Annotated in this window: 16 protein-coding genes; 4 read left to right on the top strand and 12 right to left on the bottom strand. The window is 27.5% G+C overall.

Going from position 1 to position 12,928, the window contains the following annotated elements; genetic code table 11:
- The first annotated feature begins 1 nt into the window (after position 1).
- Positions 2 to 667, top strand: a complete 666-nt coding sequence (locus UXY25_RS04405) for a DUF2461 domain-containing protein (protein WP_320814791.1) — start codon at positions 2 to 4, stop codon at positions 665 to 667.
- Here UXY25_RS04405 and UXY25_RS04400 read toward each other — a convergent pair.
- The 5 genes from UXY25_RS04400 to UXY25_RS04380 all read right to left on the bottom strand — a co-directional run bounded on the left by UXY25_RS04400 (position 664) and on the right by UXY25_RS04380 (position 3,756).
- Positions 664 to 1,056: a glyoxalase gene (locus UXY25_RS04400; RefSeq protein WP_320814790.1), complete on the bottom strand. Its 393-nt coding sequence runs from the start codon at positions 1,054 to 1,056 to the stop codon at positions 664 to 666. The genes UXY25_RS04405 and UXY25_RS04400 overlap by 4 nt on opposite strands.
- An 88-nt stretch (positions 1,057 to 1,144) precedes the next feature.
- A complete protein-coding gene (locus UXY25_RS04395) occupies positions 1,145 to 2,386 on the bottom strand; it encodes a mechanosensitive ion channel family protein (protein ID WP_320814789.1) in 1,242 nt (413 codons plus the stop codon).
- A gap of 3 nt (positions 2,387 to 2,389) precedes the next feature.
- On the bottom strand, positions 2,390 to 2,674 hold the full coding sequence (locus tag UXY25_RS04390) for a DUF3817 domain-containing protein (protein ID WP_320814788.1): 285 nt from the start codon (positions 2,672 to 2,674) through the stop codon (positions 2,390 to 2,392).
- Positions 2,671 to 3,279, bottom strand: a complete 609-nt coding sequence (locus UXY25_RS04385) for a YqaA family protein (protein WP_320814787.1) — start codon at positions 3,277 to 3,279, stop codon at positions 2,671 to 2,673. Before UXY25_RS04385 ends, UXY25_RS04390 begins: the two co-directional genes overlap by 4 nt.
- A 111-nt stretch (positions 3,280 to 3,390) precedes the next feature.
- On the bottom strand, positions 3,391 to 3,756 hold the full coding sequence (locus tag UXY25_RS04380; RefSeq protein WP_320814786.1) for a hypothetical protein: 366 nt from the start codon (positions 3,754 to 3,756) through the stop codon (positions 3,391 to 3,393).
- Between the two features lie 171 nt (positions 3,757 to 3,927).
- On the opposite strand from UXY25_RS04380, the gene UXY25_RS04375 reads away from it, so the two are divergent.
- A complete protein-coding gene (locus tag UXY25_RS04375) occupies positions 3,928 to 5,847 on the top strand; it encodes a DUF294 nucleotidyltransferase-like domain-containing protein (RefSeq protein ID WP_320814785.1) in 1,920 nt (639 codons plus the stop codon).
- A 1-nt stretch (position 5,848) separates the two neighbouring features.
- The gene (locus UXY25_RS04370; protein WP_320814784.1) at positions 5,849 to 6,457 is read left to right on the top strand and encodes a 3'-5' exonuclease; all 609 of its coding nucleotides are present in this window, start codon (positions 5,849 to 5,851) and stop codon (positions 6,455 to 6,457) included.
- Positions 6,458 to 6,463: 6 nt separating this feature from the next.
- Here the strand turns inward: UXY25_RS04370 and UXY25_RS04365 are convergent, their stop codons facing one another.
- Genes UXY25_RS04365 through UXY25_RS04335 form a run of 7 tightly spaced genes read right to left on the bottom strand, consistent with a single transcriptional unit; the run spans position 6,464 to position 11,833 of the window.
- On the bottom strand, positions 6,464 to 6,943 hold the full coding sequence (locus UXY25_RS04365) for a 4'-phosphopantetheinyl transferase superfamily protein (RefSeq protein WP_320814783.1): 480 nt from the start codon (positions 6,941 to 6,943) through the stop codon (positions 6,464 to 6,466).
- The gene (locus UXY25_RS04360; protein ID WP_320814782.1) at positions 6,940 to 7,194 is read right to left on the bottom strand and encodes an acyl carrier protein; all 255 of its coding nucleotides are present in this window, start codon (positions 7,192 to 7,194) and stop codon (positions 6,940 to 6,942) included. Before UXY25_RS04360 ends, UXY25_RS04365 begins: the two co-directional genes overlap by 4 nt.
- Positions 7,195 to 7,210: 16 nt before the next feature.
- Positions 7,211 to 8,479 (bottom strand): beta-ketoacyl-[acyl-carrier-protein] synthase family protein, encoded by a 1,269-nt coding sequence (locus UXY25_RS04355; RefSeq protein WP_320814781.1) that lies wholly within the window; start codon positions 8,477 to 8,479, stop codon positions 7,211 to 7,213.
- A gap of 52 nt (positions 8,480 to 8,531) precedes the next feature.
- Entirely contained in the window at positions 8,532 to 8,954 is a 423-nt protein-coding gene (locus tag UXY25_RS04350; protein WP_320814780.1) for a hydroxymyristoyl-ACP dehydratase, read from the bottom strand.
- A gap of 1 nt (position 8,955) precedes the next feature.
- A complete protein-coding gene (locus UXY25_RS04345) occupies positions 8,956 to 10,008 on the bottom strand; it encodes a type III polyketide synthase (RefSeq protein WP_320814779.1) in 1,053 nt (350 codons plus the stop codon).
- A gap of 5 nt (positions 10,009 to 10,013) precedes the next feature.
- Entirely contained in the window at positions 10,014 to 10,715 is a 702-nt protein-coding gene (locus UXY25_RS04340; RefSeq protein ID WP_320814778.1) for a methyltransferase domain-containing protein, read from the bottom strand.
- Positions 10,715 to 11,833, bottom strand: coding sequence for an NAD(P)/FAD-dependent oxidoreductase (locus UXY25_RS04335; protein ID WP_320814777.1), 1,119 nt, complete (start codon positions 11,831 to 11,833; stop codon positions 10,715 to 10,717). The genes UXY25_RS04340 and UXY25_RS04335 overlap by 1 nt, the downstream gene beginning before the upstream one ends.
- Before the next feature lie 262 nt (positions 11,834 to 12,095).
- Between UXY25_RS04335 and UXY25_RS04330 the strand changes: the two genes are divergently transcribed.
- The gene (locus UXY25_RS04330) at positions 12,096 to 12,809 is read left to right on the top strand and encodes a hypothetical protein (protein WP_320814776.1); all 714 of its coding nucleotides are present in this window, start codon (positions 12,096 to 12,098) and stop codon (positions 12,807 to 12,809) included.
- The last annotated feature ends 119 nt before the right edge of the window (positions 12,810 to 12,928 follow it).

The raw sequence follows: 12,928 nt of genomic DNA, 5'->3' as shown, positions 1-12,928 counted from the left end.
TATGTTGCCAAAAACTACATTAGATTTTCTTCAAAAATTACAAGAAAACAACAATAGAGAATGGTTTGCAGAAAACAAAAAAACTTTTGATGACGAACAAAAAAAAGTAAAAGTATTTTTTAATAAAGTTGGAGAATCACTTGGGAAAAGTGACGGAATTGAACGTATCCAAATTTTTAGAATTTATAGAGATGTACGTTTTTCTAAAAATAAAACACCTTACAAAAATCATTTTAGCGCTGGGTTTACAAGAACAAAACCAATGCTTCGTGGTGGATATTATTTACATATTGAACCTGGTGCAAGTTTTGTAGGTGGCGGTTTTTGGGAGCCAAATAAAGATGATTTATTACGTATAAGGAAAGAAATTGCACTAGATGCAACTGAATTACGTACTATTATTAATCAACCTACTTTTAAAAAATATTTTGAAACACTTGAAGGCGAAGAATTAAAGACCGCCCCAAGAGATTTTGAAAAAACGCATCCAAATATTGATTTAATCCGTAAAAAACAATTTTTAGTTGTTAGGAAATTTACAGATAAAGAAGTTTTAGATTCTAACTTCGAAGAAGAAATACTAAACTCTTTTAAAGCAATGCGGCCATTTTTTAATTATATGAGTGATGTTTTAACAACTAACCTAAATGGTGAGAGTATTTACTAATCTTCAAATAATTGAATTTGACTTTTTAATCGTTCTATCAATAAATTCATCATTCTTTTATTAATGTTTGAAGAATTTTGAATGTAATCTTTGTATTCAGTAATCGTAAAAAGTCCCACAACAATGCCTTTTAAAGAGTTTCTGAACTTAATATCTCTTTGAATAGCATTCTCAATATAATTCATTTTTTTCTCTGGAGAGAGTGTGAAAAAAACTCCTTTTTGTTTAGTTGCATAATTTCTAAATACTTCAATAAACAAATCATTTTGAAATTTTAGAATAGGGCGTAAGGTTTGATTTTGAAATTTTTCTTCAGAACTGGAGTTTTCTGTAATTGTACCGATAGATTCTCCTCTGATTTGTAAAATAGATTCGTCTTTAGTTTTCATCGTTACAGTTTTAAGTTACTTAAAGGTAAAAAAAATAACCTCCAATTTGTTGAAGGTTAGCTATAAGTTATTAAGAATGAAGTGTTAATTACTTCTCATCCAACGTAGAATTTGCCAATTCAAACACTTCTAAATCAAAATATTTAACTGATGCAAGCACATGATCAAAAATGTCAGCCATTATATGCTCATAATTTTCCCATTCTTTATCTTTAGAAAAACAATAAATTTCTAAAGGGACACCTTTTTCTGTAGGTTGTAAGTGACGAACCATAAGTAACATCTCATTATTAATTCCTGTGTGAAATTGGATATATTGAGTAATATACTTTCTAAATAAACCTAAATTGGTTAAGTTTCTTCCGTTTAGTATATTTGATTTATCAAATTCATTAACTTCATTAAAATGATCTATTTCAGATTTTCTATGGTCTATATAAGAGGTTAAAAATTGAATATTTTTATAATTTAATAACTCATCATCTTGAATAAAACGAACCGAACTTGCTTTAAGTAAAATATGCCTTTTAATCCTTCTCCCGTCAGAAATTTGCATTCCTTGCCAGTTTTTAAAAGAATCAGAAATCAAACTGTATGTTGGAATTGTTGTAGTTGTATTGTCAAAATTTCTAACCTTTACAGTTGCTAAATTTATTTCAATTACATCACCATCAGCACCAAATTTATCCATGGTTATCCAATCCCCAATACGAACCATGTCATTAACAGATACTGATATACTTGCTACAAATCCAAGAATAGTGTCTCTAAAAATCAATATAATAATCGCTGATATAGAACCAAAAGTAGCTAAAAATGCCGTTTTACTAATATCAAATAAAATAGTAATAAAGGATACAACACCAAGTATCCATAAAATTATCATAATTACTTGAATGTAACTATCGATTGGTTTATCGCTGAATCTAGGTTTGTGTTTTAAATAATCTCTTAAGGCATTAAAAACACTACGTATTACCCAAAGTGTTAATAATATAATATAAATTTTAATTCCTTTTTCAAAAAAGCCTTCCCAATACGTAAATTGTTTTAAAATTACTGGAACTGTTTTATAAACAAACAAAAGAGGTATTAAGTGGGCTACATATTTTGCTGTTTTATTAGATACTAAAAAATCATCAAACGATGTTTTTGTTCTAGCGGCAACAATTGCAAGAATAACAATCAATATTTTTTTACAAATAATATCTAAAGCATAAGCCAATAGAACTAATAGGACAATATTTATAGATAAATTTATATAGGATGATGTATCATCACTAAAATTTAAATCTTTTAAAATAGAATATGCCCAATTAAATATTTTCATTTATTATAATTTATTTAAATATTTTTTTTCGATATAAAAAGTTCCAAAAGGAATAAAAGAAGCTAAACTGATTATAAAAAAGGTTTTAAAACTGTACTTATTTTCAAATTTAAATAAAACAGCTAAAGCAATATAAGCTATGAATAATATTCCGTGAGACATTCCTATTGGAAACAATAATGATTTGTAAAGATCAAAATTAGATGGCTTTATAAACAACATATTAGAAAATAAAGCTAAAAGCGACACACCTTCTAATAAGGCAATAATTTTAAAAAATTTTATCATGATAAAGCTGAATAAATTGCAAACCCATATATCACAAAACGAAATATACGAAGCGATGCAAATAAGAAAAAGTGTTTTTTAGAAAAGTTAATCATTCCTGCGGCTAAACAAGCCATTGCAAAAGGTAATGGAAGTAAAGCTCCTACAGCTATTAAAAATCCTCCCCATTTTTGCATATTTTTAATATGCTTAGACATTTTACCTTCAAAATACTCATTAATTAAAGGAATCAATAATAAACTTCTTCCCATAAAATAAGCAATTACACCACCTAAATATGACAAAATAGCAAGAATTGATAAATAGAGTAGAGGTGTGGTTGTACTTTTAGTCCAAGCTATAAAAATATCAGGTGGTAATAAACCTAGAAAGCTTTCTGAAATAAAAAAGACTGAAAAAATAGAAATATCACTAAAGTTTTGAGTAATGTAAACCATCATTTCATTGATACTTATTACTTTATAATTTACGTAAAGTAAAACAGCTATCACAATTACCAAAGGTAAAATTGCTTTCTTAGTATTAGACCAAATAAAACGATAGAAACCTGTGTATTTATAATACTGGTGTAAAAGTTTAAATCTTGATTTTTTAGGTTTTTCCATTTGGGTTAATTTGCAGTACAAAATTAATAGGTAAATTTTATAAATACGTTAAAGTATATATAAAAAAATCGGTACATGGTACCGATTTATATTATGTAAAATAGAATATTATTAAAATGCTAAGAAAGCATTATTATATTCTTTTAAATCTAATAAATTATTCTTCTTTGTTAAGTCTGTTAATAAAGATAAGAAGTATTCAAAACTTTCTAAATCATTTTCCTTAGAGATAACTGTAATTGTTTCAGTTTCTTCATCTAATGGTTCATCATCAGGAATTCCAATAAAAAAAGCATTATTGTTCTCTAAATGTTGATATGCTAAACGAAGAGCTTTAGTAACAACAGGATTTTGTTCTTCTAAAGAATATTCTCTAACTTTCTTTAAATCAATAACAATTGATTCTACTTCAAATTTATTCTTGATTAAATCTTTTTGAATCTTTTCAATCAATTTTAATGCATATCTATTTTCCATAAGGCTTTATTTATAAGGATTACAAAATTAGAGCTAAATACTTTTTTACACAACCTTTTTTTAACCTATTTTCAATATCTTCTTTTTGAACCATAATATATATTATGTAAAATAGAATATATTTAGTTATCTAAAAAAGAAATCGTAATTTCGTACTATATTTATTTACCTATGAAAAACCCTATTGCTGAACGAATAACCGATTTTTTAAAACAGTTTCATCCTTTTTCAAGTATTGAATATGTTGATTTATTAAATATTGCCAAAAATGCTAGAGTTATATATTTAGAAAAAAAGGAAGTTCTGTTTAAAATAAACGATTCAACTCATGATTGTTTTTATGTAGTTGCTAATGGTGCTGTTGGTTTATCATTAACATCTGATTCAGATGAAATTTTAATTGATAAATGTGATGAAGGAGATATTTTAGGTTTACGCCCATTTTTTGCTAAGGATAATTACTTAATGACTGCAAAAGCTCGAGAAGAATCAATTTTGTATGCAATTCCAATTGAAATTTTTAAACCTATTGTAGCGAGTAATGTATCTGTATTGAATTTTGTTTTACAAAGTTTTGCTTCAAATACTAGAAATCCTTATGATAAAAGTCATAAAGGTAAATTACTTTCTGAAAACATTATTCATGATGAAAGTACAACAGAAATTCAGCATTTTCAACCAATAAAATATACTTTAAACCCTATTACAGCTTCACCAAATGATATTGTTAAATTTGTAGCTCAAACAATGTCTAGTAGAAAAATTGGTAGTATTATTATTCAAGAAAATCGCTTACCAATAGGTATTGTTACCGATAAAGACTTACGTTCTAAAATTGCTACGGGGCTTCATTCTATTGATGTTTCAATCGATAAAATCATGTCATCGCCTGTAATTACAGTTTCGGAGAATTTATCAATTGCAGAAGCTCAAATAATGATGCTAAAGTATAATGTAGGTCATTTATGTGTAACTAAAGATGGAACTGTTCATTCTGAAATTACTGGAATTATATCTGAGCATGATATTGTTGTAGCACAAGCAAATAACCCAGGAGTTTTATTGAAAGAAGCAAAAAGGGCTAAAAAAGTATATGAACTGAAGGTTATAAGGGAGAAAGTAATTGATTTAATTCAGAACTCTATTGATAAAAATATCCCAATAAATCATATTAGCTCTATCGTTGCAGAAATTAATATTGCAATTACTCGAAAAGCAATCGAACTTTCTATTGAAAAAATGGAAACTCCTCCTCCAGCCCGTTTTGCTTGGATAAATATTGGTAGTCAAGGACGAAAAGAACAGTTATTACTGACTGATCAAGACAATGCTTTAGTTTTTGAAGATGTTTCTGATGATAAATATGATGATGTAAAAAAATATTTTCTTGAAATTGGTGAAAAAGTTACTAAAAAACTTAATAAAATAGGATATAGTTATTGTGAAGCCCAAATGATGGCTAATAACTCTATGTGGTGTAAATCATTAACCGACTGGAAAAGTCAATTCAAAGGTTGGATTAATACACCTGGTGATAAAGGGATACTTATAAATACTATCTTTTTTGATTATGACTTTGTTTATGGAGACGTAAAGTTAATTGATGCACTAACTGAAACAATTTTTAAAGAATCTAGTGATAATCAAATTTTCTTTGCCTTTTTAGGTACAGACGCTTTAAAAAACCCTCCACCTTTAGGCTTTTTTAGACAATTTTTAGTAGAAAGTGATGGTGAACACAAAGATACGTTCGATATTAAAAGTAGAGCAATACTATCTCTCGTTGACGCTGCTCGTTTACTTACTATAAGTTATAATGTAAGAAATATTAATAATACAGCCAACCGATTTTTAAAACTTGCTGAACTAGATTCAAAAAATGCAATTATTTATGAAGCTTGTGCAGAAGCATTTTTAATTTTATTAAAATTTAGAACAGAAGAAGGTCTTAAAAACAGTAGCGACGGAAGGTATTTAGATTTAAATGAACTTTCAAAATTAGATAAATTAAAACTAAAAAATACTTTTGCCCCTATTAATGAAGTTCAGGATATTATAAAGAATAAATTTCAATTAACTTACTTTACATAATATGAATTGGGATTGGTTTAAAACTTTTTCGAAAGAAAATCCGAAATTTTGGGAAAATTATATTTCATCATTTGAAACTCCATTAAATGATGAAACAAAATATATTGTTTTCGATTGTGAAACAACTGGCTTAAATTTAGAAACGGATAGAATATTATCAATTGGAGCTGTAGCAATTGAGAACAATCAAGTTATCGTAAATAATTTTATAGAAATTTTTCTTCAACAAGACATTTTTAAATCAGATTCTGTAGAATTCCATGGGATTTTAAAAGAAGGAAATGAAGAAAAATTTGTTGAAGCTGAAGCTATTATACGTTTTTTAAAATTTGTTGAAAATGCAATTCTTGTTGGTCATAATATTAATTTCGATATTGAAATGATTAATGAATCTTTGAATAGACTAAACCTTGGAACAATCAAAAATCAATATATGGATATTGGTTTAATGCATCAAAAATTTATTGATGAAATTTCTGATGAAACTATAAGTTTAGACGAACTATGCAAACTTTACAAAATTAAAAAAAATGGCCGCCATACAGCATCTGGTGATGCTTTCATAATTGCACTACTCTTTTTAAAATTGAAGAAGAAGTTAAAGATTTAAAATAAATTAAAAGAATCCAACTATTTCTCTAATTCTTCCATGATGACTTATAGAAATTGGTTTTTTTGAATGTAACTCTATTGGTAGACCTTTTTCGTTTTTTATATAATTTGAAGTATTTAAATATTGAATCTGATTAAAATCTGATTTATTTAATACTACAATTGTCTTTATAAAATCCTTGTCAATAGTAGTTTTTCCGTAAAATACACTGTCAAATAACTTAATAATGGATTCATTTTTGGAATTTATTTGTATTACTTCTATTTTGATGGGATAAAAACCTTCATTATAATAAATTCTCTGATAAGCCTTGTAAACACTTTCCTTGATACTCCAAAGCATCCAAACCATTTCGTCTTGATTTGTAGCATTAAAAATTAATTCTTGTTCAAATGATGTAAATAGTTTATTTAGAAACCCTTTTCGTTTCCAATTGCTTTCTTTTTTGGCTAAAACTAAATCTACAACATCGTTTCCAATCATTTTGCAGCTAATTTGGTTTGAATTATAGAAATAGTGTTTTCTAAATCCAACATTTTTTCCATGGATTCATTATCTATTTCTATAGCAAATGCTTCTTCAACATCTAGAACAATATCTACTAAATTAGCTGAATTAATATTCAAATCTGTTATAAAATGTGTTTTTTCGTTTATGGAATTAAAAGCAACTTCATCATTAACAAATGGTTTCACAATTGGTTTTAGTTTTTCAATAATTTCTTCTTTATTCATGTTTCTTTTCTTGATTTTAATACTTTTTAAAAATAATACATCCATTCACATCACCAAAACCAAAACTAGCTTTTGCAACGATATTTAGTTTTTTATTTATTAGTTGTTGTGGAATTTTTTCTTCCGAAATTATATCTTTTATTACCTCATTTAAATCTTCACAATTTATGTTTGGGAAAATGAAATTATTATATATTTGAAGTACCGTTGCAACTGATTCAACACTTCCTGCACCAGATAAACAATGCCCAACCATTGATTTTAATGAATTTATATAAGGAAAATCAGTTCCTTTTCGACCTAAAGCTTCGCTCCAATTTTTAATTTCTAAAGCATCTTTTGATGTTGCAGTTAAATGTCCGTTTATAGCATCAATTTCGTTTGAATTTACATTTGCATCTATCAAAGCATCGGTAATACATTTTTGAACAGCAACCGAATTTGGAGCGGTCATTGTTCCTTCACCTCTTTGTCCTCCAGAATTTATATTTCCACCTAAAATTTCAGCATAAATTCGAGCTCCTCTAGCTAAAGCTGATTCTAAATCTTCAATAACTAAAGCTCCTGCTCCACTGCTTGGTACAAATCCTGAAGCACTTGTACTCATTGGTCTTGAACCTTTTTCTGGTGAATCATTGTGTTTGAAGGTACAAACTTTCATTGCATCAAATCCGCCCCAAATGTAGGGTCCAGAATCGCTTGTGCTTCCCACTAACATTCTTTTGGCTTTTCCTTGTTGGATTCGTTCAAAACCCATTAAAATGCTTTCGGTTCCTGTTGTACAAGCTGATGAATTGGTTGTAACTTGATTTCCTAAACCTAATTTTCCTCCTAAATATGCAGAAATTCCACTGTTCATGGTTTGAGCAACTGCTGTGCTTCCTAATCTTCTGGTTTGAAAATCATCAATTTTATAAATAGATTCTCTAAATTTATCAATTCCGGATGTTCCTGTGCCAAAAATTGTTCCACTTTCCCAATCAGGATTTTCGTTATTATCGATTGATAATCCAGCATCTTTCCAAGCATCTAAACCAGCAATAACACCATATAAAATACCGGTTGAATTAAAATTTCTTAATTCTAAATCTGTAAAGTGCTGACTTTTTAGTTCGTCTGAAATAATAGGTGTTCCTGAAATTTGACAAGAGAATTTTAATCGTTCTAATTCAGCATCAAACTTAATTCCTGAAACTCCTTTTTTTATGGCATTTGTAAACGCTTCAAGTCCTACTCCATTTGGAGCAACAATTCCTAACCCTGTTATGACGACTCTTTTTTTCAAAATTCAATTAAATATTTACAATACTTTTTAAACCTATAAATCTTTTATTCTTTTAAAGAATCATTCCTGCTAAAGTTCCTCTACAAACTTCTTCATTCTTATCATTTAGCATTTTGACTTTACATTTAAGTTTTCCAAATCGGTAATATATTTTTTCTGAAATAACTGTTACTTTTTCATTTGGATATACAGGTTTCAGAAACTCAACCTCAGAAGAAGTAAATCCTATATTTTTAACCTCTTTTCCTTCATTCAAATAAATTCCTAAACTAACTAAACCTATTTGAGCCATTGTTTCAGTTAAAATAACACCTGGTGTAATTGGGTTGTCTTTAAAATGACCTTTGTAAAAATCTAATTTTTCATTAAAAGTAAATATACCTTCTACTCTATTTTCATCGATTGACAAAATTTCATCTACAAATAGAAAAGGTTTAGAATATGGCAATTTTAATATGATTTCTTGTTTTGTCATTTTACCATTCTAATAAAACACGTTGTGCTGTAAAACCTGGACCAAAACTCAACATTACTCCTTTATCACCAGCTTTTGGCTTATTGTTCATAATTCGTTCTAAAACAAATAAAACAGTTGCGCTAGACATATTACCATATAAACGTAGTACTTCTTTTGTGTCATCTATATTTTTTCCTAAATCAGAAAATAAACTTTCAACTAAGTTAACAATTTTTTTTCCACCTGGATGAAAAATCAAATGATCTATATCTTTTATTTCCAATTGATTTCTTTCTAAAAAAGGGTGAATTATCGCCGGGAAATGTTCTTCAATGGTGTCAGGAACTTCAATATCTAGAATCATTTTTAATCCTTTATTCGTCAATTCAAAACCCATCATATTTTCTTTGTCGTAGAAATGATACATCGATTCATCTACTATTGTTGGCCCAACTTCATTATCATGAGAAGATAATAAAACACAAGCAGCACCATCACCAAAAATAGCAGCACTAACAATGTTTGCCATCGAATAATCATCTAATTGAAACGTTGCAGTTGGACTTTCCACGGTAATTACAACAGCTCTTTTGTTTGGATTTGCTTTTAGAAAGTTTTTGGCATAAATTATTCCGGAAACTCCACCAACACAACCCATTTCGGTTACTGGCAAACGAACCACATCTTGACGAAGATTTAATTTATTAATTAAATAAGCATCTAAAGACGGAATCATAATTCCTGTACAACTAACAGTGATGATAAAATCAATAGTTTCTGGTTGCCAATTGGCTTTATCTAATGCTTTTCTAAGTACTTTTTCGCCTAAAACAATCATTTCACGTGCATAAACAGCATTTCGTTCTTCAAAAGAATGTAAAGAAAATACTTCTTCTGGATCCATTATAGAATAACGTTTATCTACGTTTGCTCCTTCAAAAATTTTCTTGACTTTTCGTTTAAAACGATCGTCTTGGTTGGCTAACCAAATGTCTAGAAAAGGTAGAATATCCACAGTTTCTCTAGAGAATTCAGGTAATTGAGTAGCAACATTAATTATTTTAACTGCCATTTATTTTATTTTTTAATTATCCATTGGTAACGAAATGCCCATTTCCATTGAATAAAATAATTTTTTAATTTATTTCTTTCTGAAAATTCAATTAATTCTTGTTTTTTAAAACCTCTTAAAATAGAAACTAAACCATCTTCTCTTGACATTCTATTCAATCTAAAAACAAAGCAAATAACTTGAAAAGCTCTGTAAGCAATTATATTTCGATGCAAATCATTTATTACTATTCCAATTTTTGATTGCTTATTAAAGAGTTGGATTAAATAATCAATTTGGTTATTTTTAAAATGATGTAACGTTAAGGTACACAAAACAATATCATATTCTAATTGACTAAAAACTTCACTAAAAATATCTTCACATTTATAACTAATATTTGGATATTCTTTTGAAAGTTTAATAGCATAATTAATAGTAAAAGTATTGGCGTCAATTCCAATTAAATTGAATTTAAAATTGTTTTTTATTCCAAAATCAGCTAAAGCTCTTAACATATCACCATTTCCACAACCTACGTCTACGATTGTTATTTCATTCTTTGATTTGATTAACTTTTTTACTCCTTGTAAAGTTAATTTGTTCCCTCCTAAAAACTGATTTATAGAAGCAATCTTGTCAAGAGCTTCTCTAAGTTCTTCACCTCCTAATGTGAAATCATCCATGATTTCTTCCTCTTCTGTTCTATATTTGGTATTGATTGCCATTACAAAGGTTTTCCGTGCGTTTTTTTAATAATAATTGGTAACAAAAAAGGGAACAATAACAAAAACTTCATTGTTATTTTAGAAAGATACGAATTCAATAAGAGTTTAGATAAGAATTTTCCGAATTGAAGTCTTTTTTTAAAATTTTTGTTCCAAATAGAAATATAACACGACTCCATAGTTGCTCTTGAAATCTTATTTTGAAGGAAATCAGCAACCAAAATACTTGAAATTTTGGCACTATGAATAGCCATTGCCATTCCGTTTCCGCACAAAGGATGGATTAAACCCGCTGCATCACCAAGCATTAAGATATGGTTTTCAATTTTAGGTTTGTCTTCAAACGAAATTTGACTTATAGTTAATGGCTTTTCAAAAAGCATTTTACTGTCTTTAAAAATTAATTCAAGATTTTTGTTTTTATACATCACATTTTCTTGAAAATCATTTATGTTTTTATACTCTTTAAAAGATTCAAATTGAACTAAATAACAAATATTAATAATATCATTTTCAATTTTTGAAACACCACAATAACCACCTTTAAAATTATGTAAACCGACTAGATCATTTGGGAAATTTCCATAATAATGTGCTTTAACGGCTAACCAAGGTGATTTTTGTTTAATGAATTTGCGTTTTAACTCAATGTCTAGATTAGATCGTTTTCCAAAAGCTGCTAAAACAATTTTAGAAGTAAATACTTCATTTGATTGCGTTGAAATAGTGAAAATATTATCTGAAAAATTAATTGAAGTAACTGTGTTTTTCACAACCTTTCCTCCTAACGCTATTACTTTTTCATATAAGTAATTATCTAAAATATAGCGACTTAAACCAAAGCCACCTAAAGGTAATTCTGCGTTAATAGTTTTTCCTGAATGAGTTGACAATTGGGTTTTATAGATATGAGTTGGCTGAAGAAACTCAATGTTTAATCCTAATTCTTTTAAATAAGGCAAAACTTCGTTAGAAATGAATTCACCACAAACTTTGTGTTTTGGGTATTCATTTTTTTCAAAAACTATAACATCAAAATTTCTATTTAATAAATCAATAGCAGCTACTAATCCAGATAAACCACCACCAATAATAGAAACTTCATTAGTTAAATTCATTTTACTAATGTATGAATTATTTTACTAAAATTATTTACTAAAAACTAATTATAATACTTGTTTAATAAAAAACCTATTTAGAATCTAAAATTGAATTAATTGTACTCTTACTAATGCTCAAATATCTAATTATGAAATGACTCCCATAATTACTAAAAGATCAAGCTTATAAAAACACTCTACTCACCTTTTATGAATAATTTAAAAACAAAAAGAATTTTATTAAAATATATTAATATATTAGCCATTACATTAGTAGAAAATGAATTATAAAAAAATAATATTATTTGTACCGATCGCTATTTTGATAGTATATTTTGGTGCAGATATGTTTTATAATCCAAAATATTTAATTTATATAAAACCTTTCATAATTCCAACTTTTATGGTTTATGCGATGGTTTCTAATTTTAAAAAGCTTTCTATAAATTATTATTTATTTGTGTTCTTCTTTTTTGTGAGTGAGTTTCTCTTGCTTTTTTATATTGAAAATATAATTTTTTACAGACTATCCTTATTATTTTCTTTTTTTAGTTATTTAGCTTTAATAAATTTAGCAATAAGGTATGTTAAAAAAAGCGACAGCTATGTTCCATTAGGTTTCACATTACTTGTGTTAATTTTAAATATTTTTCTTATTTCTATAATCTTATATATATTAATAACAGCAATAGATGATTTGTTTTTGAATATAATTATATTTTTCAACGCGTCATCTTCTATCCTTTTGGTGATTACGGCTGTAACTTATTTAAGTAAAAGTGATAAAAAGAAGGCTTATTTGTATTTTTTTGGAGTTATTTCAATTTTTCTTTCAGACATTTTGATTGCAGTTGTGGAATATTATTTAGACAATTTTTTATTAAACCAAATTTCTAGAGTTTTACATTTTGCTGGGTTTGTGCTGATTTATTTATTTGCAATTCAAGCGACAACTAAAAGTGACTCTGAAAAAAAATCCGAATATCTTACTTAGAAATTACAGTTTTCCTACTTTAATTTCTTCAACTCACTCAGGATTTAATAATGTAGATATATCACCAAAATTTCTATTTAATAAATCAATAGCAGCTACTAATCCAGATAAACCACCAC

Origin of the sequence: Flavobacterium sp., from assembly GCF_034111225.1 — a bacterium.
In the GTDB taxonomy this organism is placed as follows: domain Bacteria; phylum Bacteroidota; class Bacteroidia; order Flavobacteriales; family Flavobacteriaceae; genus Flavobacterium.
Note: the sequence above shows the minus strand (reverse complement) of the source record. Positions and strands in the feature narration are given on the sequence as shown.

Coding starts and splice junctions, on each gene's coding strand:
- UXY25_RS04395 (WP_320814789.1), bottom strand. CDS start 2,386: ATGAAAATATTTAATTGGGCATATTCTATTTTAAAAGATTTAAATTTT.
- UXY25_RS04365 (WP_320814783.1), bottom strand. CDS start 6,943: ATGATTGGAAACGATGTTGTAGATTTAGTTTTAGCCAAAAAAGAAAGC.
- UXY25_RS04385 (WP_320814787.1), bottom strand. CDS start 3,279: ATGGAAAAACCTAAAAAATCAAGATTTAAACTTTTACACCAGTATTAT.
- UXY25_RS04340 (WP_320814778.1), bottom strand. CDS start 10,715: ATGGCAATCAATACCAAATATAGAACAGAAGAGGAAGAAATCATGGAT.
- UXY25_RS04330 (WP_320814776.1), top strand. CDS start 12,096: ATGAATTATAAAAAAATAATATTATTTGTACCGATCGCTATTTTGATA.
- UXY25_RS04350 (WP_320814780.1), bottom strand. CDS start 8,954: ATGACAAAACAAGAAATCATATTAAAATTGCCATATTCTAAACCTTTT.
- UXY25_RS04335 (WP_320814777.1), bottom strand. CDS start 11,833: ATGAATTTAACTAATGAAGTTTCTATTATTGGTGGTGGTTTATCTGGA.
- UXY25_RS04405 (WP_320814791.1), top strand. CDS start 2: ATGTTGCCAAAAACTACATTAGATTTTCTTCAAAAATTACAAGAAAAC.
- UXY25_RS04370 (WP_320814784.1), top strand. CDS start 5,849: ATGAATTGGGATTGGTTTAAAACTTTTTCGAAAGAAAATCCGAAATTT.
- UXY25_RS04390 (WP_320814788.1), bottom strand. CDS start 2,674: ATGATAAAATTTTTTAAAATTATTGCCTTATTAGAAGGTGTGTCGCTT.
- UXY25_RS04345 (WP_320814779.1), bottom strand. CDS start 10,008: ATGGCAGTTAAAATAATTAATGTTGCTACTCAATTACCTGAATTCTCT.
- UXY25_RS04375 (WP_320814785.1), top strand. CDS start 3,928: ATGAAAAACCCTATTGCTGAACGAATAACCGATTTTTTAAAACAGTTT.
- UXY25_RS04380 (WP_320814786.1), bottom strand. CDS start 3,756: ATGGAAAATAGATATGCATTAAAATTGATTGAAAAGATTCAAAAAGAT.
- UXY25_RS04360 (WP_320814782.1), bottom strand. CDS start 7,194: ATGAATAAAGAAGAAATTATTGAAAAACTAAAACCAATTGTGAAACCA.
- UXY25_RS04400 (WP_320814790.1), bottom strand. CDS start 1,056: ATGAAAACTAAAGACGAATCTATTTTACAAATCAGAGGAGAATCTATC.